Origin of the sequence: Mucilaginibacter ginsenosidivorax (genome assembly GCF_007971525.1) — a bacterium.
GTDB lineage: Bacteria > Bacteroidota > Bacteroidia > Sphingobacteriales > Sphingobacteriaceae > Mucilaginibacter > Mucilaginibacter ginsenosidivorax.
This window is the reverse complement of record NZ_CP042437.1, coordinates 6,801,382-6,825,095: the sequence shown is the minus strand read 5'-3', so window position 1 is coordinate 6,825,095 and position 23,714 is coordinate 6,801,382. Positions and strand designations below refer to the sequence as shown.

17 protein-coding genes are annotated in these 23,714 nt (G+C 42.1%); 4 read left to right on the top strand and 13 right to left on the bottom strand.

What is annotated here, in order from left to right:
* Nucleotides 1-31: 31 nt before the first annotated feature.
* Both FSB76_RS28205 and FSB76_RS28200 read right to left on the bottom strand, forming a co-directional pair.
* Nucleotides 32-3,559, bottom strand: coding sequence for a TonB-dependent receptor (locus tag FSB76_RS28205; RefSeq protein ID WP_225976334.1), 3,528 nt, complete (start codon nt 3,557-3,559; stop codon nt 32-34).
* 194 nt (nt 3,560-3,753) lie between these two features.
* Complete coding sequence (locus tag FSB76_RS28200; RefSeq protein ID WP_147059446.1) at nt 3,754-4,899, bottom strand: FecR family protein; 1,146 nt, start codon at nt 4,897-4,899, stop codon at nt 3,754-3,756.
* 229 nt (nt 4,900-5,128) lie between these two features.
* Between FSB76_RS28200 and FSB76_RS28195 the strand changes: the two genes are divergently transcribed.
* Nucleotides 5,129-5,596 (top strand): GyrI-like domain-containing protein, encoded by a 468-nt coding sequence (locus FSB76_RS28195; RefSeq protein WP_147059444.1) that lies wholly within the window; start codon nt 5,129-5,131, stop codon nt 5,594-5,596.
* Between the two features lie 153 nt (nt 5,597-5,749).
* Here FSB76_RS28195 and FSB76_RS28190 read toward each other — a convergent pair whose 3' ends face one another.
* The 5 genes from FSB76_RS28190 to FSB76_RS28170 all read right to left on the bottom strand — a co-directional run bounded on the left by FSB76_RS28190 (nt 5,750) and on the right by FSB76_RS28170 (nt 11,104).
* Nucleotides 5,750-6,337: a sigma-70 family RNA polymerase sigma factor gene (locus tag FSB76_RS28190; RefSeq protein WP_147059442.1), complete on the bottom strand. Its 588-nt coding sequence runs from the start codon at nt 6,335-6,337 to the stop codon at nt 5,750-5,752.
* Nucleotides 6,338-6,823: 486 nt separating this feature from the next.
* Nucleotides 6,824-7,300 carry an L-rhamnose mutarotase gene (locus FSB76_RS28185; protein ID WP_192910107.1) on the bottom strand — a complete coding sequence of 159 codons (477 nt, stop codon included), beginning with the start codon at nt 7,298-7,300 and terminating at the stop codon, nt 6,824-6,826.
* A gap of 8 nt (nt 7,301-7,308) precedes the next feature.
* Nucleotides 7,309-8,964, bottom strand: coding sequence for a sodium:solute symporter (locus FSB76_RS28180; RefSeq protein WP_147059440.1), 1,656 nt, complete (start codon nt 8,962-8,964; stop codon nt 7,309-7,311).
* A gap of 101 nt (nt 8,965-9,065) precedes the next feature.
* Nucleotides 9,066-10,295, bottom strand: coding sequence for an enolase C-terminal domain-like protein (locus FSB76_RS28175; RefSeq protein WP_147059438.1), 1,230 nt, complete (start codon nt 10,293-10,295; stop codon nt 9,066-9,068).
* A 26-nt stretch (nt 10,296-10,321) separates the two neighbouring features.
* A complete protein-coding gene (locus tag FSB76_RS28170; protein ID WP_147059436.1) occupies nt 10,322-11,104 on the bottom strand; it encodes an SDR family NAD(P)-dependent oxidoreductase in 783 nt (260 codons plus the stop codon).
* A gap of 426 nt (nt 11,105-11,530) precedes the next feature.
* Here FSB76_RS28170 and FSB76_RS28165 point away from each other — a divergent pair, with 426 nt between their 5' ends.
* Nucleotides 11,531-12,433 carry an AraC family transcriptional regulator gene (locus tag FSB76_RS28165; RefSeq protein ID WP_147059434.1) on the top strand — a complete coding sequence of 301 codons (903 nt, stop codon included), beginning with the start codon at nt 11,531-11,533 and terminating at the stop codon, nt 12,431-12,433.
* A gap of 129 nt (nt 12,434-12,562) precedes the next feature.
* A complete protein-coding gene (locus FSB76_RS28160) occupies nt 12,563-14,848 on the top strand; it encodes a GH92 family glycosyl hydrolase (protein WP_147059432.1) in 2,286 nt (761 codons plus the stop codon).
* Between the two features lie 68 nt (nt 14,849-14,916).
* On the opposite strand, the gene FSB76_RS28155 is transcribed toward FSB76_RS28160, so the two are convergent.
* The 5 genes from FSB76_RS28155 to FSB76_RS28135 all read right to left on the bottom strand — a co-directional run bounded on the left by FSB76_RS28155 (nt 14,917) and on the right by FSB76_RS28135 (nt 21,819).
* On the bottom strand, nt 14,917-15,678 hold the full coding sequence (locus FSB76_RS28155; protein WP_158643003.1) for a hypothetical protein: 762 nt from the start codon (nt 15,676-15,678) through the stop codon (nt 14,917-14,919).
* A 19-nt stretch (nt 15,679-15,697) separates the two neighbouring features.
* On the bottom strand, nt 15,698-17,998 hold the full coding sequence (locus FSB76_RS28150; protein WP_147059428.1) for a family 20 glycosylhydrolase: 2,301 nt from the start codon (nt 17,996-17,998) through the stop codon (nt 15,698-15,700).
* A gap of 644 nt (nt 17,999-18,642) precedes the next feature.
* Nucleotides 18,643-19,599 (bottom strand): thioredoxin-disulfide reductase, encoded by a 957-nt coding sequence (gene trxB / locus FSB76_RS28145; RefSeq protein ID WP_147059426.1) that lies wholly within the window; start codon nt 19,597-19,599, stop codon nt 18,643-18,645.
* Nucleotides 19,600-19,665: 66 nt separating this feature from the next.
* Nucleotides 19,666-20,616, bottom strand: coding sequence for an energy transducer TonB (locus FSB76_RS28140; RefSeq protein WP_147059423.1), 951 nt, complete (start codon nt 20,614-20,616; stop codon nt 19,666-19,668).
* A 30-nt stretch (nt 20,617-20,646) separates the two neighbouring features.
* Nucleotides 20,647-21,819, bottom strand: coding sequence for a dipeptidase (locus tag FSB76_RS28135; RefSeq protein ID WP_147059421.1), 1,173 nt, complete (start codon nt 21,817-21,819; stop codon nt 20,647-20,649).
* A 434-nt stretch (nt 21,820-22,253) separates the two neighbouring features.
* On the opposite strand from FSB76_RS28135, the gene FSB76_RS28130 reads away from it, so the two are divergent.
* Nucleotides 22,254-22,811 (top strand): OmpH family outer membrane protein, encoded by a 558-nt coding sequence (locus FSB76_RS28130; RefSeq protein ID WP_147059419.1) that lies wholly within the window; start codon nt 22,254-22,256, stop codon nt 22,809-22,811.
* Nucleotides 22,812-23,221: 410 nt separating this feature from the next.
* Here FSB76_RS28130 and FSB76_RS28125 read toward each other — a convergent pair whose 3' ends face one another.
* Nucleotides 23,222-23,626, bottom strand: a complete 405-nt coding sequence (locus FSB76_RS28125) for a DUF3592 domain-containing protein (protein ID WP_147059417.1) — start codon at nt 23,624-23,626, stop codon at nt 23,222-23,224.
* Between the last annotated feature and the right edge of the window lie 88 nt (nt 23,627-23,714).

Below are 23,714 nucleotides of genomic sequence, written 5' to 3'. Positions count from 1 at the left end.
ATTTATAATATGATTTCATATTTATTTAATGTTATAAATTGACATTTAAACCTATGTTAAACACCTTTTGAATAGGGTATGCAAATCCGTTACCACCCAGTTCAGGATCCCATAATCTGAATGGGCTCCAGGTAAACATGTTTAAGCCGTTGAAATAGATGCGGGCATTTTTTACCAGTAAGGCTTTTGATATCCTTTGTGGCAAAGTATAGCCAACCTCAATAGATTTAAGCCTTAGGAAACTACCATCGCGCAGCCACCAGGTGCTGTTTTGCCTGTTGTTTTCGATAGACGCGCCATCCGGGCCAAGTCTTGGATATAATGCGTACAGATTTTGGTTGTCTTCGCTCCAATGATCATTGGCATAAGCCTGCAATACCTGTGTATTACCAGTGTAATATGACTCGGGGCTTTTTATGAATGGCGCAGTGGTAGCCGGGTTAATAAAGAAGGATACTTTTGCCTGTCCCTGGAAAAATCCGGAAAGATCGAAGTTTTTATAACTGGCAGATAGACCAAAACCATAAACAATTTGCGGCACCGTTGGATTACCGATAAAAGTTTGGTCGGCACCGTCAATTTTCCCATCTCCATTTAAATCCCGGTATTTAATATCGCCGCCCTTTGGAGGGAAACCACCGGTACTAAATATTTGTGAGGGCGAGTTGGCCGCTTCGTTGTCGTCAACAAACAATCGTTCGGCAACGTAACCAAATTGGCGGTTAATTGGCTGCCCAACTTGATGCCTGTACGACTCGGCATAATCAGGAGCTTCAAACTGGGTATATTTATTGGTTGAATAAGTAAAGTTTCCTCGCATCTGTAAAGAAAAGTCTCTGCCTATATTTTCTTTACCATCTACCGATATATCAATACCTTTTGATTCGGCCTTGCCAATGTTGGCAGAGATACCCGATTCAAGGCCCATTGTTGATGGGATTGAAGAGCGGTCCTGAAGGATATTGTATTTATTGTTTTTATAAACCTCGGCTATAACGTTAATCTTTTTAAGCAAGGTAAACTCAATACCTAAGTTGGTTTGTTTAGATGTTTCCCAGGTTACATCATCATTTTCGTAGTTATTGATACTTACACCATTGCGGTAGTAACCATTGTTTTGCCCAAAACTGGCAAAATTTCCGCCATTAAGATTCACATCAGATAGATAGAAAAACCTCCTGTCGCTAATGGCATCATTACCAACCAGGCCATAGCTGCCGCGCAGTTTAAACCTGTCAAATACGTTATACAAATCGCCCCAGAATTTTTCGTCTGAGATAATCCACGATGCGCCAATGGTTGGAAAAAACCCATAGCGATGGGCTGCCGAGAAACGCTCTGACCCGTTTAAGCCAAAGTTAAATTCAAGATAATATCTCCCTTTGTATGAATAGGTTGCCCTACCGGCCAAAGTTTGATTGCGAAAAGGCAATGAGTTGAACAAAGAATTTGCAGGGCCGTTAAGTGTTTGTTGCTCGGTACCTATTAAAGCGGCGCTTACATTATGGTCTACTGCAAAAGTATGGGCGTAATCTAATACGCCTTGCAAGTAAAGGAATGAACTTGCATTGTTACCGAATGAATTATATTGCAAATATTCCCTTGCTACGTTATTGCCGGTAGGCAGGTTATTTATCCAGTTTAACTGGTAAGTGTTGGTAGTTTTATCGTAATTGATGGCATTATAGTAAAAAGGGTTATAACTTAAATACGATTGGAAAAATGAGTGCCTGTTGGTGCTCATAATTGCGTGAAAATTTAACCCTGATGTTAAAAAGTCCAGGTTCTGGTTTAATTCCAATTGCGCAAGCATTCTCGATTCCGACGAGTTTTGGTGGCCTTTTAATAACTCGGCATATGGGTTAATGTATCGGCTTCCACCGTCAGTATTGGATATTGCCGGCGAGTTACCGAATAAGATATGTTGCGTACGCAGATTGGCAGAATCGGCCGGGTAATAAGCCGGAAAATCAACCGGGCTGGTGTGCGATGCCAGGTTATAAAGTTGCGTCTGCTGGGTTCCATCGCTGGTAAGCGGCCCATTATAATCAGCAAAAGTACCAGATAAGCGAATGATCAACTCAGTTTTGCTGGTTACGTTAATGTTTACGTTCGATCGTAACTGGTATGTTTTGTAATTAACGTTGTTATTATTATTGTTCCTGATATCGGTACGTAAAATACCGTTATCATTGGTGAATGCGCCGGCAACATAGTAGCGGGCAACACCGCCGCCACCTTGTAAACTTAAATTAGCGCGTTGCGTATTGGCTCGTTTTTTAAACAACATGCCCAACCAATCAGTAGCCGGGTAAACGTACTGGTTACTACCTGGAGCATGGTTGATAGTAGCCTGTGTGTTGATGATTTTATTTTCATCATATGGCAGCGGGTCTAAAGGATACCGTGTGCGTGTAGCTTCGTTAAAAAGCCGCATATAGGTAATGGGATCGGCAAGAGCAATGGTTTTAACCGATTGTGATTGTGAGTTTTCTACCCTTACATTAATCTGGGCTTTGCCTGCTTTGCCTTCTTTGGTTTTTACCAAAATTACGCCATTTCCTCCCCTTGCACCGTAAAGCGCGGTAGCACTTGCATCCTTAAGTACCGAAAAACTTTCGATATCATCCACATTTAAGCGGGCAAGGTCATTCGTGGTTAACTCAACGTTATCTATCAAAATCAAAGGATCCTGCTTGTAACCAAATGTAGTTACCCCCCTGATAAAGAATTTGGCATTATCCTGTCCGGGCTGACCGCTTGGTGTGAATGCAATAACCCCTGCAACCTGGCCCGCCAGGGCATTGGTTAAGTTACTTGCAGGTATTTTTAAATTGCCGGGCTTTACAGTGGTAACAGAGCCTACAATGGCTTCCTTTAACTGCTTACGACCATAAGCGGTTACAACTACTGTTTCGGCAGCGGTAACATCTTCAACCATTATAATGTTGTACACTTTTTTACCTGGCGTAACTGTAATTGTTTGGGTTTTGTAACCGATGTAAGAAATTTTCACTTCCGTTCCATCTTTCACATCCAAAACAAATTTTCCGTTGTTATCAGTTAGGGTACCAGATTTTTTATCGCCGATAGCTGCGATGGTAACCCCGGCCAGGGCCTCGCCCTTTTCATTTTTTACTGTACCTGTTATTGTTATATCAGCTATAGCTTCAACCGATGTAGCAGAGGTGTTTGTAACCGGAGCATCTTTAATGATAACCGATTTACCTTCAATTAAATAAGTTAGCTGAAAATCTTTTAAACAGGAAGCAAGCACCTGGTCAATTGACGCATCTTTAAAAGCCGCATCAATTTTATGGTTGCTGTTAATGCTTTTAGGCGACCAGAATATATTGTATCCTGTTTGCTTATTAATTTGTTTAAATACTTGCTTTAGCGTAGCATCCTTATTTACATAAGTGATTTTTTGTGAAAAAACCGCTGCGCTCACCTGCATAAAAGCAAGCATGAGCATAAAGCTTGTCATCTTCATTATGAGCAGAAATTTCTTGATGTAGCCCGAAGGCATACAAATGTTTGTAGTAAAATTTTTATACATTTGTTAAGGCTGTTAAAGTTAAAAGTGGAGTCACATTAGCATTTTAGCTTATAAGCTTTTAGATCGGGAACATCGCGAGTGTTCCTGATCTTACTTATATTATAAGCCATCTTTTACTCTTCAGGTAGTATTTTTCTTCATACAGGTGGTTTTAATTTAGGGTTAACAATTGGTTATATATTGGTTTTGGTAGTTTACTTTTTTGCCTTTTTACTGATAATAATCTTTGATCCTTCAATGCTAAAACTTACGTCGCCGGTTTGTTCCATTATTTTAAGCAGGGTTGATATATTGGCAAAGCGGGTGGTTACGGCGGCAAACAAATCGTCTTTAACATCATTATCGCGGTAAACAACATCTACATTATACCAGCGGGAAACTTTACGCATAACTGTTTCCAACCGCTCATCATCAAACCTGAAATAGCCATTCTTCCAGGCTACGGCCTCTTCTGTATCTACATCAGATATCTTAAGATGGTCTGTAAGGCTTGCTTCCTGGCCGGGCTTTAACATGGCGCTTTTATCGCCGCCGGTAACTTTCACCGCCCCCTCAAGCAGTGTTGTTTTAGTATTTGGTTCGTCGTTATAAGCATTTACGTTGAAATGGGTGCCCAAAACTTCAACTACCTGCCTATTTGTAATTACCCTGAACGGGCGATCTTTATTATGGGCTACCTCAAAATAGGCCTCGCCGCTTAATTCAACCCTGCGCTCGCCGGCCGATCCAAAATCTACCGGGTATTTCAATGACGATGCTGCATTAAGCCATACCCTGGTACCATCGGGCAAAAACAACTGAAATTGGCCGCCTCTTGGAGTTTCCATGGTGTTATATTGCGCTACAGCAATTGCATTTGAGCCTCCATTATCATCAGCTGCTGTATAAACCAATTGTCCGTCGGCAGTTTTTGATATCTGAACTCCTTTTTGCTGAGTAATTTGCCCTTTTTGCGCGTCTGTGAGCGAAATTTTTTGACCATTGGCCAATGTTAGGATGGCTTTGTTTCCGCCGGGAACTATTACTGTATTATGAACTAATTCTGGCTTCTGGATACTCCCATTTTTTTTTATAAAAAAAATGGCTCCAGCAGAAAGCAAAAAAAGTATAGATGCTGCGACAGACCAACGCTTCAAAAAAAAGCGATGCGGTTTTTGAGGTTTAGTTTGCTGATTCAGGCGCAAAAGCATTTCCTCCTCAACGCTGTCTTCGTCGTCGGGAAATTCGGCGTCCTGATTGGCTACGCTACGATACCATTCGGTTAAAGTTTCCTTTTCCGATTCGGTCGCAGTATTATCTTTATACTTACGTATTAACTTGTAAATGTCTTGGCGGTTCAATTGGTATTGCGCTTTAGTATAGATATGTACCACGAAAACGTTGATACCCTACATGGTTATTAAAAAAAATAAATAAAATGGCGAAAGCGTTGTTGCGCCTCCACACCGACCATGTTTTTTTATAGAGTTAAAGCCTGAAACTACATATAGCATTATCGCTGCCAAGTAAAACGCAATCTTTTAAGCTTTAGCTGATATTATGCCTACCTTTAAAAAATAAACCTATCCAATGAACATTATTGAACAAGAGGCAATCCACCTGATTGGCCTTTCTCTGAAACATCAAACTATAAATGCAAACGGCCAGTCTGCTATAGATTGCGGTAATTTATGGACGAGATTTGAAAAAGGGAACTACGCGCATCAGGTACCAGATAAAATTAATGAGGCCGTTTTTGCGGTTTACCACGATTACTTAGGCGACTATACACAACCTTACAGTTATTTTATCGGCTGCAAAGTACAGCCAGGCACCTATGTTCCGTCAGGATTGGACAGCTTAATAATTCCTCCCGGCAGCTACTTCCATATCCCGCTGAAGGGAAAAATGCCGGATATGGTAGCTGATGGCTGGCAAAAAATATGGCAGTCGGACCTTCCACGTGCTTACAGGCCAGATTTTGAGGTTTATGATAAAAGGAGTGAGAATTGGGAGCGGGCAGAAGCGGATATTTTTTTATCCGTTAAGCCTGTTTAATTTTTAAGGCTCCCTTAAAAAACTAACAACATACAACACACCGTTGTTAAAGGTTAATATTGCTTTTAAACTGATTTTGATTAAACAAAAATCGCGATTTCAAACAAGTATAGCTGGGCCATAAATGACAAAAGCAGAACTGTAGTGCTTTTTCTATTTGAACAGTCTGTGGATATGAATGGCTATGATGAGTATCCAGCCATGATTTTTAAGTTCGCCCCTGATAATACGGAGCGCGCGGGTAAGGTTTGCTTCTACCCCTTTCTCGGTAATTTGTATTTTGGTAGCTATCTCTGAATTTTTCATCCCAAGGTTGCGGCTGTAGCCAAATACCAGGCGGCATTTTTCGGGCATTTTTTCAACAATTCCGTTTACATACTCTTGCAAAAAAATCGCGTCCAACTTATCTTCATCATTTACAATAGTTTCATACTCGTAATTTTGTAAAGCCAGGTCGTTCCTGCGCTGCTCTTTCTGATAGTACTTGTAAACGGTAAACTTTACCGAGGTTGCCAGGAAAGCGGATAGGTTATTGATCTCAACATCGGTATATCTTTCCCACAACGATATAAATACATCGTGTACAATATCCTTTGCAGCAAGTTGGTCTTTACTATGGTTCCAGGCTATTAACAACAGTTTTTTCCAATACCGCCGGTAAATTTCGGTATAGGCAGCATGATCCCCCTCTTTTAAAAGGGCGGTAAGCTGCTCATCTGTGTATGTGCCGTAGTTAAACATAACCGCCCACCTTTTTCATTTAGCGGGTCTGATTTACATGATTAACAATGCATATCGCATTTTTTACCAGCGGTTTAAACGGATAAAGTTCAAAAAGAATGATGTTTTTGTTAAAAAGTAAAGTTTTCCTCATATTTTAAGTTAACAGGTTAAATATCAGTTTATTTAGTTTTTATCTAATACTATTCGCGCCTATAATCTGTTATACAATCTATCAGCATCTTTCCCAAGGGTTAAAATAACTATATATCGTGTACAATTAAAAACTCAAAAAAACGCCAGGTTTATAACGCAACAGTCGCTTTTGGTGATTCGACAGTTTAAAAATCAAAACTAAATAAAATCCATTAAAGTTAAACATTACGTTTTTCACTAACAATGGAATATTCGCTGTTAAAACACCACTTTATTTTTACGGCATCACTTCAGTTTTAACCAATTAACAAAACAGGATACGTTTTTTACGATTTAAATTAAGCGAAGGTTTTATTCCGTATGAAACACCTCGTCCATTATTTGCCATTGCTGCTTGTGAGCAGCAGCCTCGGGTAGGGGTATTTGCGTTGGATCGGTTTCTTTCCACCAACGTCTGGTGGTTGTATCAGCCGCCATTTTGGCCATATCGCCCTTAAAATCAGAACCCACATATTCAAAGTAACTAAACAAAAAATATTTACCTTCTATTTTTTGAATATAGATGGAGTAATTGCGAATGTTACATTCTTTTATCTTTTTCAAAACACCTGGCCAGGCATGCGCATGCAATTGCTTATAGTAGGCCATCTTTTCGGGCTTTAAGCCGGTTACCATACCGAAACGCTGTACATTCCCCTGCTGTGTTATTTTTGTTGATGCAGTATCCTGCGGTAGGGCCACTTTTTTACTGCCACTTTTACAGGCAAATAAGCCGACGCTGCAAGTGACGAGTATAATTGCAAACTGTTTAATCTGATGGATATTCATGATGCTTATTACCTAAAAATGTAAAACAATATGGCCATTATGCCAATTAACAAAACCGAAAGTACTTTATAGCTGCCCAAACCACTCCAGGCTACACCACGCAGAGGTTCCCAGGGCGATTTCCAATAAAGCACAGCGCTTTCTGCAGTATGCCGAACCGGGTATATATATGATAACATAACCTGCAACAACAAGCATATTACAAATAGATAAAAGGCCATCATCATAAAAGGAATTGAGCCAATTGCGCTTGCCGGGCAAACCTTGCCAATGATGAACACCGCCACTCCTATTGCCGAGCCTATCCATAAAGTATATTTGGCCGAAACAGCCGACGCCTTTTCCCAGAATACACCTAACAAAAACACACAGGTTATTGGCGGGGCTATGTGGGCTATAATGTCATTTAAACCGTTAAAAATGCTCTCGTAATTATTGAGCAATGGCAACAACATTAATGACAGAATAAGTGCCACACCAGCCGCTATTTTACCAATGTTCACCAGTTTTTTATCCGTTGCTTCGGGTTTATATCTTTTATAAATGTCATAGCTTACAATGGTTGATATTGAATTTAGCGCTCCCGATATCTGGCTCATTAAACCCGATAACAATGCTGCAACCAGAACGCCTATCAGCCCGGGAGGAATTAACTGGGTAATCATCAACGTATAAATCCCTTTGCTGTTTACTACTTCTTTCCCATCAACCACACTTTTTAACGCCGAAATATCAAGGTGCCCGCTTTGGGCCAGTGTGTAGGCAAACAGGCCCGGCATCACAAATATAAAAACAGGTAATATTTTGATAAAGCCGCAAAACAGCGGACCAACCCTGGCATGGTTTTCATCTTTGGCACCTAAAACGCGCTGTACAATGGTTTGGTCGGCACACCAGTACCAGATTCCCAATACCGGGTAACCTAAGAAAACAGCATACCAGGGCATGCCGCTGCCATCTCCATGAGGGCGAAGCATTGATAGTTTATTAAGCTGCCCTGTATGTTTTAATACTTCAACCATCGGCTCCCAACCGCCCATTTTGGTGTAAGCTGCTATACTCATGATAACAGCGCCACCTAAAAGTACCACGGTTTGGATAGACTCGGTAACTACCACTGCCGTTAAGCCACCAACTACAGTATATATAGTGGTAATAATAGAAATGATGATGACACTGGTATACATATCAACCCCAAACAGGGTGTGCAATACTATGCCGCCGGCCAATAACGAAAAAGCGATATGAATTAACACCGCCGATACCACCGATATAATAGCCAGCCAATCGCGGCTGGCCCTGTCGTAACGTTTCTCTAAAAAGTCCGGCAGGGTTGACACGCCCGATTTGATATAAAAAGGTGCAAAAAACAAAGCCAGCAATATTAGCGTAAACGCAGCCATCCATTCAAAATCGCCGTTGAGCAAACCGGTATCAAAGCCACTTTGGGCAAGGCTCACCAGGTGCACGCATGAAATATTGGTGGCAAATAAAGCCAGGCCAATCATTGGCCATCGCAGCTTTTTACCAGCCAGGAAATATTCGCCGGCCTCGTTATTGTTATTTTTAGTTTTTTGTTGGTGACGAATACCCGACCACAGCCCGATAATAAATATCGCCGCTATGTACAAGCCACTAATGATCAGATCTGGTGTATGTATCATATTTTTTGTAGATTCAAGAGTTAAGAGTCAAGACAATCCCAACCTTGTTAACTCCATGATGCAACCTTCTTTCTTGATTCTTGACTCTTAATTCTTGATTCTTATTTTAAAACTTTCAAATCACAGCTGCTCCCTGGCTCCTGCGGTGTCTGGTATACGCCACCTGTTATGTTCACCGGGTTTACAAAATGCTTTTGCAAGTGTGGGATATGTTCTAAAAATAAAGCCTCGTGACCAACTGCTATATGATTAAACAACACCAGGTGCTGATGCAGCTGGCCCATATCGCCCACGTGCGGCACAACAGGTACCCCATATTTTTTGCATAGCAGGCTTACGGTTATAAATTCACTTACGCCCCCTACCCTTACCGCATCAACCTGGATAAATGAAGCCGAGCGGGTTTGCAGGTAATTTTTGAAAGTGATCTTGTTGGGCACATGTTCACCTAAAGCCAGTTTTAACGGCGAAATAGCATCCGCCAGAGTTTTATGGGCCAAAACGTCATCGGGGTGAGTTGGTTCCTCTATCCAATAAGGGTTCATGCTTTTAAGTTTATTGCATATCGATATCGCCTGCGGCAGGTTCCATTGCTGATTGGCATCAAGCATCACTTTTACACTATCGCCGGCAACTTCCCTCACAATATGCGCACGGCGGATATCCCTTTCCGGGTCGGCCGAACCAACTTTAAGCTTCATGGCCGTAAAACCTTCTTCCAACGCAATTTTGCAGTTTTCGCGTACCTTCTCATCAGAGTAATTAAACCAGCCTATGGATGTATCATACCCAGGATAGCCTTTTTGTAAAATACTTTCACGGATTGTTTTGGTTGCTTGTTGCTCTTTGAGCATAGCGGTGGCTTGTTCATGAGTCAATTCATCTTCAAGGTACGACAGATCTAAAGTGGATACAATTTGTTCTGGACTTAGGTCTGTTAATAATTTCCATAATGGCACACCCCGTTTTTTGGCCCACAAATCGTAACAGGCATTGGTAACCGAAGCAAGCGCCAAATGCACTATTCCCTTATGCGGCCCTAACCAGCGAAATTGCTGATCGTTAGACAGTTTTTTGAATAAATCGCCAAAATTGGCCATGGTGTCTTCAATGTCCCTGCCCTTAATTTTATCGGCATAATATTGGGCAGCCTTGCAAACCAAATCATTACCCTCGCCCAAAGTAAATGCAAAGCCAACACCTGTGTGGCCGCTATCGTCAAATAAACGGGTTACCGCGTATGAGTAAACAGGATCGGTATGTATAGCATCACTACCGGCCGCGCCATCAAGCTTATAACGGATATCATCAACCTGAATATTTTTAATCATATTATATAAAGTTTTTTAGGGATTGATTAAATGGTTTGGTTTAACACACGGCGATAACCTAATTCGGCGCCACCGGAAACGGGTAAAATACATCCGGTTACAAACCGGGCTTGGTCTGATACCAGGAACAAACAAGCATCGGCCACAACATCACCTTCGGGGCAATAGCCCAGGGCGTGAATATTATCCAGGTAATTTTCAATGGAATTGGTATCTGGCTGTTGCTGGCTCCAGGCCCGCAGCATGGGTGTCCAAACACCTGCCGGAGCAACCGCGTTTACGCGGATACCGTAAGGGGCATAATCAAGCGCCATCGATTTGGTTAAAGCGTTTACGGCGCCTTTAGTTGCGCTGTATGCAGCATGAATCTCCTGCCCCATATCGCCAACCAGGCTACTGGTGTTCAAAATATTTCCGTGAGTTTTTTTCAGTTCGTCAATGCCATATCGGGTGGTGTTAAATATGCTCTTCACATTTACATCAAAAAGGACATCCCACTCATCAGCGGTGGTTTCATGAATAGCTTTTGAAGGGTTGCTAATGCCTGCGTTATTATGAATTACGTCAATTTTTCCGAAATAATCTACAGTTTTAGCAATAGCCTGCCGTATGGCGGCGGCTACTGAAACATCGGCTTTAAGGTACAGTACCTCAACCGACTGTAGTGTTGAACGGGCCTCATCAATGCTCCGCTCCGAATTAGAAACAATGGCCAGCTTGGCGCCAGCCGCATGGTATATTTTGGCGCACTCAAAGCCAATGCCTTCGGTACCGCCTGTTAAAAAAATTACCTTATCCTTTAATAACATATAAATGATGTAGTGTAGCCAGAGCAAAACCGGGCATACACAGGTTTAATATTTAAACTTTAATGTTTTAACCACATAAAAGCTTGAAGCAGGCCATTTGTAGTTTACCGCATTCAACGGGCAACAGGGCAAACTTAAAAGCAACATTGACAGAGCTGGTTATATTGGTTATTACGAACAAACCAAAAGTAAACTGATGTTTGTGAGTTTATAATAGCCTAAACATTTTTTTTAATGGATTATTCAATTAAACCACTTTCAAAATTGTGGTTTATTGGCATAATGCTGTGGCAGGTTTACAATACCGGGTAATTGATTGTAATTTATAGAATGTTTTATCTATAATAGCGCTCAAATGCCGGATGCTATGTTTCTGCTGATGTAATATCCCACTGTAATACCAATTATTCCTTAATATTATATTTGATGAGTAACAGCTTTAAAAGACGGCAAGGTTTTGAGGGTGAAAAATTTATCAGCATTCCTCAAAAAGTACTCCGCGACGCAAAACAACGTCATCCCGAACTTTTTCATATCTACATTACACACATAGGTTATTTCCCTAAGGCGGCATTTCATTATCGCGAACGCCGCAAAGGCTGCGAAGACAACATACTTATTTACTGCCTACAGGGAAAGGGGCATTATATTGTAGATAACAAGCGTTTTGAAGTACGCAGCAACCAGTTTATACTGATACCGGCCACCGATAAATACATGAGGTATTGGGCCGATAATGACGACCCATGGACCATTTACTGGGTACATTTTACTGGTGATAAAATAGAAAGCTTTAACAAATCACTCAACTTAAGTATTGCCCGCGGGCCGTTGAATATCCCTTTTAACGAAAACGCGATTACGATTTGGCAAAATATTTACCAAACCCTTGAAATGGGCTATAGCCTTGAAAACATTAACAGCGCGTGCTTTTGCCTGTACCACATTATAGCTACTTTTTTGATGCCCGAACGGCACATGCAGCACGATACGGATGAGGACGGTGACATCATCACCAAAACTGTTCACTTTATGCGTAATAACCTAAACAAAAAACTGAGTGTGGAAGATATGGCCGGCAAGCATAGTTTATCGGTATCACATTTTTCTAACCTGTTTCGTAAAGCCACCGGCATGCCCCCTATTGATTATTTTATTCACTTAAAAATGCAAAAGGCCTGTCAGCTGTTATATGCCAATAGCGATAAAATAAAGGCCGTAGCTACCCAACTGGGCTACGAAGACCCCTATTATTTTTCGCGCATCTTTAAAAAATACATTGGTTCATCGCCCGAGCAATATCGCATTACGGCGAAAAATACCGGATAACATGGCGGTGGCTACAAGTAAATTATCCATTCAATTTAGAATATTATCTATTTAGCACTTGCCAGTATAACTATATTTTTAGCAAGTTCAATCCCCTTATTGTGGGATAAAAAATCATCAACCTAAAACATGATCAATTTTTACAAAAATGCCTGTTGCCTTGGCGCGCTGTTAGCTATTGGATTTGTGGCACATACTCAAACAATCAAAAAGTTAACCCCTTATGTAAACCCTTTTATTGGTACAGGCGCAGTTAAAGGCAGTTTATCCGGTAATAACTATCCGGGCGCCACAGTTCCGTTTGGTATGGTACAACTAAGCCCGGATACCCGCGATGAACCTGAATGGGATGCTGCCTGCGGGTACGACCATAATGATAATTTTATAGCCGGTTTTAGCCATACCCATTTAAGCGGCACAGGAGCGCCTGATTTGTTTGATATTTTATTTATGCCCTATACCGGCGACGAAAAAACACGAGCCGGCAATGCACAGCAGGCCGGCATCGGCTATGGCTCAAGGTTTTCGCACGATCAAGAATCGGCAAGGGCTGGTTATTACCAGGTTAAGCTGGATGATTATGGCATAAATGTAGAGCTTACCGCTACAGAGCATGCAGGGTTCCACAAATATAGCTTCCCCAAAAAAAGTAAAGGCAGAGTGATAATTGATCTGAATCATTCGCTTAAGAAGCCAAATTTCGGCTGCCATGTTATCGCTGCCCAATTTCATATGGTAAATGATCACACCATAGAAGGTTTTAGGGTAATTACCGGCTGGGCCAAATTGCGTAAGGTTTATTTTTATGCCGAATTTAACAAAGTCATCAAAAGCAACGACCTTGTTGACGGCGGAACCCAGTATTTTGACCAGCAGTTATTAAATGGCACCGATTTGCGTGCAGTACTGAATTTTGATCCCGCCGATGGTACGCCCCTAATGGCTAAAGTCGGCCTGTCTACAGTGAGCACTCAAAATGCAAAACTGAACCTGGTTACCGAGATACCAGCCTGGGATTTTACCAAAACAGTAGCCCAGGCTGACGCCAAATGGGAAAGGGAACTGGATAAAATACAGGTTGAGGGTACATCGCAACAAAAACAAATTTTTTATACGGCATTGTACCATACTCTTATCCAACCTAACAACTATGCGGACGTAAACGGCGATTATACAGACATCGATTACACAACACACAACACAAAAGGAGGCTTCTACAGCACGTTCTCCTTATGGGACACCTATCGTGCAGCCCATCCCCTTTACACGCTTATACAGCCAGAACGAAGCGCCGGATTTGTTAACAGCATGATAAGCCAGTATAAAGCTTATGGTTACTTACCCATTTGGCAACTGTGGGGACAGGAAAATTATTGCATGATTGGCAACCATGCCATACCTGTTATAGTTGACGCCGTTTTAAAGGGCATTCCAGGCATAGATATTAACCAGGCCTATGAAGCCGTAAAAAACTCGTCGGTAACAGATCATCCCGGCTCGCCGTTTAAGGTCTGGGAAAAATTTGGCTACATACCCGAGAATGTTCTATCGCAATCGGTATCTGTTACGCTCGAGATGGGCTATGATGATTGGTGTGTTGCACAACTGGCAAAAAAACTTCATAAAACTGCCGACTACACCCGTTTTATAAAACGATCACAATATTTTAGAAACCTGTATGATGCGCAGACCGGATTTTTCAGGGCAAAAAACACCGATGGCAAACGGCTTGCACCATTCAATCCGCTGCAATATGGCGGCAACGGTGGTAACCCGTATACTGAAGGTAACGCCTGGCAATATGATTGGTACGTACCGCATGATGTTAAAGGGCTTATAGCTTTATTTGGCGGCGAGCAGCAATTTACAGCTAAGCTGGACACTTTTTTTACCCTTAACAGCAAACCCGGCGAGGTAAATGGCAATGCTTCGGGTTTTATTGGCCAGTATGCGCATGGCAATGAGCCAAGTCATCACATTACCTACCTGTACAATTATGCAGGCCAGCCATGGAAAACACAAAGGTATGTAGCCAAAATCTGTAGTGAACTTTATAACACTTCTTCATCCGGCTATGCAGGAAACGAAGATTGCGGGCAAATGTCGGCGTGGTACGTTTTTAGTGCCATGGGATTTTACCCGGTAAACCCGGCAAGCGGCGTTTATGTAATAGGCACGCCGGTGATGCGCAAATCTGTAATGTTGCTTCCGCTGAACAAGCGGTTTACGGTACTCGCGCCAAACAGCTCGGCCGAAAACATTTATATCCAGTCGGCCAGGCTTAATGGCAAGCCATACACCCATACTTTTATCACACAGCAAGATATCATGAAAGGTGGCACCCTTGAGTTTGTAATGGGACCAAAAGCCAACGAGCATTGGGGTATCGGCTTAGCTGACAGGCCAACGAATTAATAGCTGAGTGCGCAGACATACGAAGTTTTGAAAACTTCGTATGTCTATCGCCATGCTATCAACAATTTTTACTCCCTATGCCTTTTATGCTTTTTCTTCTTGTTTGATTTAGAAGAACTTTTCTTCTCAGATTTTTTTGTCGTTGGCTTATCGTCTTGTTTATTTGGTGCGGCATTTGCTGTACCTGCTTTTGGAGCCACATCAACAGAATCTTTGCTTAGTTGCTTTACGGTAAATTCGTTGCGGCTTAACCCATACTCCAGCTGGCGTTTTGCGCCTGTTGAAGCAGCATCTTTACCGCTGCCTTTATAAATTGGAAATTCACGAATGAGTTTGCCATCGCGAATGTAAAAATTGTCATCGCCGCGGTAGCCTTTACGCTGTGAATTGTTCAGTTTAGGAAAATCGAGTTTATTGGCTTTGCCATTATCGTTACTAAACTCAAATGCATAAATACTGGTACGGTTAATGGTATCTTTTGATTTTGCGGCTATCAATATCTCGGGGTTACCATCTACATCCATATCCGAGTTATACACGTCAATAATCTGGCCTTCCAAATCGCCGGTGGTGGTAGTATATTTTATGGCGGCCGAATCAGAGTGCAGGATCATAAAGGCACCCGCTTCCTGCGATCCCCTGCCCCAGCTAAACACATCATAATTTTGCCCCGGCGAAACCTCAATCATTTTATGGTACCTGAATGGTTTCATCAGTTCGGGCACTTTGGGCTTTGCAGGCGGGCCGACTGTTTTAGGTTGATTACCGCCACAGCCGGCCATAGTCACCGCGGCCATTAAAAAAGTTATATAATAAAATCTCCTGACCATTATATGTTTTATCCTTCTGTTAATTTTTCAGCACATCGGCGGTCAACTCAGCCTTGGTTTTGCCCGGTGCCGATATAAACACTTTCAACGTGTTGTTGCCACCGGCGTCTACATATTTAAGTGTAAACTTGTGGTAACCTTTTAATAAAGGCGCGGCACCAAATTGCTCATTGGTTATATGCTTGCCATCATTATCAACTATAACCTGGTCTTCTATCAACAAAACCGAGCCGTTGGCCGATAATGTCGAGAAGCCATAGTTGCCATCAGCTTCAATATTAATAAATCCGTTGTAAATTACACCAAACTTACCTTTACTTTTCCTGAAATCTGTTGTACTAAAGTTTTTTACCGCTCCGCTATCGCTTGGCAAGCCTATTAACTGGCTTGTACTGCCAAAAGTGCCTGTAAATAATTGGTATTTAAGGCCACTTGCGTTGCCTGTGTAATTAACGGCTGCAAAAGGTACTTTATTGTAAACCAATGTGCGGGTAACATTGCTACGCTTGCCCGATGGCGTAATTACAATAGTTTGTAATTCGCGGTACTGGTCGGTTGGTACATCGTAGTTCATCGGAATATGATACTCCAAATCAGTTTCGCGTGGCGTGTAGCCATCAATAGTATAGTAAATTTTTGCACCATCAACCGGCGATTTCAGGTTCACGCTCACCTGCGACCCAATCATTACGGTATCTTTTGCTCCAATAGCAACCGGCACATGATAATCAAGGTTGTTTTTATCCAGCCAGGCTAAGTGCGATGGTAAACGGGTTTCACTAAAATCTTTAAAGTTTTTGTTAGCTAACGGGCTCCAGGCAATTTCAGATAAGGCCATTAAGCGTGGCAGCAGCATAAACTGTACTTTAGCCTCGGTAGCTACATACTCGGTCCAAAGGTTGGCCTGTACACCCATAATGTAAGTTTTTTGCTCGGGTGTTAATGCTTCAGGAGTTGGATCGTAGCTATAAATTTTTGATAACGGCTCGTTACCGCCAATATTCAGTGGCTCCTGGCTTGGTTTGCCCTGCCCGTGATCTATATAAAGGCCGTGGCTGCCAGGTGTCATTATCACGTTATGCTTTTGTTGAGCGGCTGCAATACCGCCTTCTTCGCCGCGCCAGCTCATTACAGCAGCATTCGGGGCAAGGCCACCTTCTAAAATTTCGTCCCAGCCAATGATGTTGCGGCCTTTGGAGTTTACAAATTTTTCAACCCGTTGTATAAAATAGCTTTGCAGCTCATTCTCATCTTTCAGTTTTAGTTTTTTAATCAGCTGCTGGCAAAATACCGACTGTTTCCAGGCATCTTTAGGGGCTTCGTCGCCCCCAATGTGGATGTACTTGCTGGGAAACAGCGCCATCACCTCAGTCAATACATCCTGTATAAAGGCAAATGTTTTATCGGACGGACAATAGATATCTTTAAATACGCCCCAGGTTTCGGCGGGTTTGTACGTTTTGGTTGGGTCGCAACTCAGCTCAGGGTAAGCAGCCAGCGCGGCTTGCGAGTGGCCCGGCATTTCAATTTCGGGTACGATGTTGATGTACCTGGCGGCGGCATATTTTACTACATCGCGAATTTGGTCCTGGGTGTAAAAACCGCCGTAAGGGGTACCGTCAAACTGCTGTGGTGTTTTGTCGCGGTAACCACCAATGAGCGTTTGCGCACGCATACTGCTGATTTGCGTAAGCTTTGGATATTTTTTTATCTCGATGCGCCAGCCCTGGTCTTCGGTAAGGTGCCAGTGAAAGTTGTTTAGCTTGTAGGCAGCCAGCAGGTCGATATATTTTTTAACCATCTCTACGCCAAAAAAGTGCCGGCCTACATCAAGCATGGCGCCACGGTAGCCAAAACGTGGATAATCCTCAATCTGCACGCAAGGCAATTTAGCTGTGGCAGCCCTATCGGCAGGGAATAGCTGGATAAGCGTTTGAATGCCGTAAAACAATCCGGCTCCTTTACCAGCTACTGTAATTTGCTGCGGGGTAATGGTTAGGCGGTAACCTTCGGCAGGCAGGTTATCGGTACCTGCTGATGTTAAGGTGATGACATTTGAGGCTGCTACGGCGTTTTTTGCAACTATAGCCGCGTTGTACGCCTGGTTGCCGGCCAGGTAATCTTTAAAAAACGCCACCGCTTTGTTTGAAGGCGAATCGGCCTGAACCTTTGTTTCCTGGCTGAACAGGAAAGTTCCGGGGGATTTTGTGAGCGACACCGGCGCCGGGATAATCCCTGCATACGGATCGGTATCCTGGGCTTTAACAATAGTAAACACGGTTAACAATGCGCTTAGCATCACGACAGTTTTTTTGAGCATAGTAGTATGAGATTGGTACTGAGCCGTGAATATATAACTTTTTAAAAAAATATAAGAAGTTTTCTATTGTAACAAACTCATGTTTTTTTGCCGAAACGGCAACGAAAAAAAGCAGTCTTTTTTGTCACTTTTGATACATTTTTCGGATACTTTTCAGATACTTTTGCATACTTTTTATACACTATTAAACATTTTTTTCATATTCGCTTACAACATATAAATCTGATAGTCAAATATTTAATAAAAAGAATTAATAACAACGTTTTTGTCATTAATAAAAACAGGGCATTTACCTTTGCAAGATAATGCCCTGTTTTTTGTTGCTATACAAATATACAGAAAATCAAGGAAAATTTCACCAGCCACCGCCAAAGTGCCTAAGGAAACCGCATTTAAAAGTTGATCCAGAAGAAAGGTAGCTCCTATGGAGCAAAAACGGTTGAACAGTTTGTTCTACAAACTGGTAGCCTCTACGAGGCAGCTTAAAAGTGTATTATTTTGTAAAGGTAAACCGTGTACAGCTAATAAAGTTTAAAAGCTATTACTATGCCAAAATGCCCAATAAAAAAAGCCGCCCGTTTCCGGGCAGCTTTCAAATGCTTATTCAAAGCCCTCTCCCTTTCGGGGAGGGTTGGGTGGGGCTTTTACGCCGTTACCACATGCTCTTTGCCGGCAAGGTAACGCTCGGCGTCGATAGCGGCCATACAGCCGGTGCCTGCGGCTGTTACAGCCTGGCGGTATATATGATCCTGGGCATCGCCGCAGCAAAATACACCTTCTACGTTGGTTTCTGTTGATCCGGGGCGGGTTATGATATAACCTGTCTCGTCCATGTTTAACCAGCCTTTAAAAATATCGGTATTGGGGTGATGACCTATCGCCACAAAAAAACCGGTAACGTTAAGGTCGGTTTCAATATTGGTAACATTGTTAATTACTTTAACCGCCGTTACGCTTTGCCCATCGCCAAGAATCTCTTTGGTTTCGGTATTGTACAGGATTTCGATATTGGGTGTATTTTTCACGCGGTGCACCATTGCTTTTGAGGCGCGGAATTCATCGCGGCGAACAATCATGTAAACCTTACGGCATAATTTGGCAAGGTAGGTAGCTTCTTCGGCAGCGGTATCGCCGGCACCTACAATGGCTACATCCTGGCCTTTAAAAAAGAAACCATCGCATACGGCACAGGCCGAAACACCAAAGCCACTATATTTTTGCTCGGATGGCAGGCCCAGCCATTTGGCCGATGCACCTGTTGAAACGATAACGGTATCGGCAAGAATAGTTTTCACCTCATCAACCACCACTTTATGCGGCAGGCTGGTAAAATCAACCGAGCTTACATAGCCAAAACGGATGTCGGTACCCAGGCGTTCGGCCTGTTTCCTGAAATCTTCCATCATTTCGGGGCCCATGATGCCTTCCGGATAACCAGGGAAGTTTTCTACGTCGGTTGTTTGTGTTAGTTGCCCGCCGGCTAATAAACCAGTATACATTACCGGTTTAAGATCGGCCCTTGAGGCATATATGGCAGCAGTATATCCTGCCGGGCCCGATCCGATGATCAGGCATTTTACGTGTTCTAATTCTTCAGACATTTGTTATAAATGAGGCACAAATTTATAAAAAAAGTGGGATTACAGGGTCAGTAAAGGGTAAACAATTTATTGGTATGAACCTGTTTGAAGATTGTATTTTTTATGGAGATTAGCCGGATTACTTAAATTCAACGACGACTCGTAGATATTAAGGGTTATGGTAAAATTGCAATTAATATTTTGCCCTTTTGCAAACGCAGGTTTCCATTTAGCAGAGCTGGTTAAAGCATCAACAACTAAATCATCAAGTTCCTGATCAAAAGAGGTGATGACTTTAGGATTTGTTATGCTCCCCTCTTTTGTAACCACAAAGCTTACAACAATTTTCCCCGTGCTTCTTTTAAAAACGTAATTTTCAGTTTTGCGTTTCATATAGGTACTCAGGTTATAAGGCATCTCCGGCGCACGAAAATCGTTTAAAACGTAATTGTAGTGCTTAACTACAACCCCTTTTTTATTAAAAACCTCTACCCTATCTGCAAAACCGTCACTACCCAAAGTACACCAGTCGCCCTCTTTATGCCCATTAACGTAGTAACCCTCAAAAACAACCCCATCGCCTGCCATACTAAAATTTTGGTACAATCCATCCAATTTATCGTCGACGTAAGTTTTTAAATATTGTAGCCTGCCAGTGTCATACTCGCGCCAAACGCCATTTTTTTTACCATTTAAAAAATATCCTGAAATTTTTATGTGGTTCATGGTATCTACATTTATGCCTGCGAACCCGGTTAATGGTTGTTTTTTTTCGTAATAAATGAATTTACCGGTTGGAATAGTCAATTTTTCATCTTTGTAATAGCCCGAAGAGATGATAGTATCGCGCATATCAAACTCTTTTACAAACCATGCCGAATCTTGCAGCTTTTGGATAAATGAATAAGAAGCCGCCTGCATCCTATCTGCCACGCGTTGGCCATTACGATCCATAAAAACTACATACTTATCCTGGGCGTATAGATTTGAACTTATAACAGTTACAGAAAACAAAATGAAGAGTAATTTTTTAATCATATCGTGATAAAAAGGTTATCGCAAATATAGCTATTTCCCCGTATTAGCCTTCAAAACCCGCATCACATTGCCGCCTAAAATTTTATCAATATCTTTTTCGGTGTAGTTTAGTTTCAGTAGTTCTTCGGTGATTTTTGGATAATCGCTCACGCTATCAAGTCCCAGCGGATAGGATTCGGCGCCATCAAAATCCGAACCGATGCCTACATGATCCACCCCTATTAATTTTACTATGTAATCGATATGATGAATGAGTAAACTCAGGGGCGGACGAATTTTGTCCGATTCGGCTTTATACATCGCATTCAGCCTGATGTTGGCCAGGTCGCCATCGTTGTAAATTTTGGTAAGCGAATCCAGCTCGGCTCTGTGCTGGTGTAAAAACACGGCCACTTTTGGCGAATAGGTGCTATCCACAAATCCACTATAAAAATTAAGGCAGATCACTCCCCCGTTTTTGGCCAGGGCTTTCAACTGATAGTCTTTCATATTGCGCCTGCTGGGGTCGATACTCCAGGCGCAGCTATGCGATGCAATAACGGGCTTGGTAGTGGTGGCCAGCACATCATAAAAGGTGCGTTCGCCTACGTGCGATACATCAACCATAACCCCCAATTGGTTCAGGTGCTTAACAATTTGCTTGCCATAATCGGTAAGGCCTAAAAACTTCAGGCTGTCTTTTTTAGTCACCTCATCACGGGCCGAAGTTGCCCACGAGGTGCTGTTGTTCCAGGTAAGGGTTAAATAATTCATGCCCCGTTTGGCCAGGCTGTCAATATAATCCATTCGGTCTTCAATCATGTGCCCGCCTTCAACCCCGATTAGTGCGGCCAGCTTTTTTTGGTCTACCGCTTTTTTCAGTTCGGCGCTGTTATGTACCAGCGTAATTTTATCCGGATAGCGTTTTATAAGCGCGTATAACGAATCAATTTCGCGATTGGCAAAGGCAAAGGCGGTACCTTTACCATAATTTTCGCCACACCAGATAGAGAAGATCTGTGCATCCAGCCCGCCCTCTTTGGCGCGTACCAAATCAAAATCGCCCTCGGTTTGCCGTTTACCCAAATCAAACTTCGTAATCAGTTCGTTAGATAATACATCGTTATGGGTATCTATTAAAATTGCTTTCTGGTGAATTTTAGCGGCATCCTGCGCGCAAAGTTTTAAAGAAAGGAAAAGTAAAGGAAACAGCAGTTTTTTCATGCGTCAAGATAAAAATTTCAGGGATAATATATGCTTTTTTTATAGAAATGCTACTATCAGCACCACAAGAGCAGGGAAATCGCTTTTATAAGCTGATCCTGAATAAAGGTAGCTCCGAAGGAGCAAAAAAGGGTTAACTGTTGGTTTTCTACAAACAGATAGTCTATACGAGACAGCTTAAATGTGTATTATTTTGTAAACGCCAACACTATTGTAGCCGAGAAAATTTAAAAGCGGTTACCCTGCTATAAGAGAACCAGTTACTGCTATTATATTCCCACTTACTTCTTCTGCAAATTATCAAAAATGAATTAGGGTTATCATATAAAGCACAAAATCAAAACAATAATGAGAGGAATGAATTTATTTTTTCCTGAATGGGCAAGGCCTTTTACTTTTAACCTGTAACTTCGCAGTTTTTAAATCTATAAATTATGAAGTATACTATCATCGCAGCCTTTATTATATTAACCTCGCTTGCCGCAAATGCGCAAACTGCACCCGCTACCGGCACAGTCAATACTGTTGTTTTTGTTAATTCAGATTCGCTTATCAACAATTATGAATATTATAAAGCTGTAAAATTTAAATTGCAGGACCTTTCGCAAAGGGCGCAAGCCGAAATTACAGCAAAAGGCACAGCATTTCAAAAGGAAGTAGCCACTTATCAAAAAAGCGCGGCTTCACTCAGCCTGGTACAGCGTACCGCTACAGAGAAACGCCTGGCAGCAAAACAACAGGCATTACAAGCGTTGTCCCAAAATACAGGCAAGCAATTGCAGGATGAAGAAGCTGAACAAAACACCAAGCTTTACGACCGTATAACCGCATACTTAAAAACTTATACTAAAACAAAAGGCTATAAAATTGTGCTTACTTACTCAAAATCAAACCCATCCTTGCTTTATGGTGACGAAAGCCTTGATGTAACCAAAGAAGTACTTGCCGGCCTAAATGAGGAATATAAAAAGGAAACAGCGCCGGTGAAGTAACTCGCACGGCGGCGACTCGACTCACCCCGAACATCGCTATGCTCGTTCTGCCCCTCTCTCTCCGCTTCGCGCATAGAGGGGCAAAAATATAAAATGGGGTTTACCCTCTATGCGGCGTAAGCCGGAGAGCGGGTCGGCCAGCGTAGCGTAGCCTGGGTGAGTCGTGACCAGCGTTCATCCTAATGTTTATGTAAATCCCAACATGGCATCCCGAGGAACGAATGATCTATCAGCTGTGCATGACTGTTGGAAAAGTTCGCGAACAGATCCTTCGTACCTGCCATTGACACATTTGTAACTATTTGATTATCAATTGAAAAAGTGTCATTTACAATGCGATCATTTGTGCGCAAATAAAGGTTACTCAGGATGACAGTCTGACGGGGGCGGTTAATTTGGAGAATATTGGTTTAATATATAGTAATTAGTACACCTGCTAATATCACCACACCTATCAGGGCAAGTACCCACCCTAAAACTTTACTTAAAAAGTTGTCAATTATAAAATGCTTGTAATCTGCAGGGTCATATATTATTTTGACAACATCCCCTTCTTTATATGCCGAAGGGTTAGAGCCAACGGCGTATTCTTCAGTTATCCAGTTTTTATCTAAAGTAACATACCTGATTACCGGATAGTATAAAAGCATTCGGTCTGTTCCGCTGCTTAAGCGCTCTTCTAATTTAAAAACTACACCATCAACCTTAAGCCCGGACTTCAGTAATTTACGACGTTCATTTATTTTCCCTATCCCCCAAACTATCAAAAAGGTTCCACCGGCCAGTAAAATTAATTCGTCAATTGTTGCATTCATAACAGGATTTTTTCTGAACCGCGATTAAGCAGATTGATCAGATTTTTTGGATTTTGTTCGTTCGATTTAACATAATGCCCACTCACAA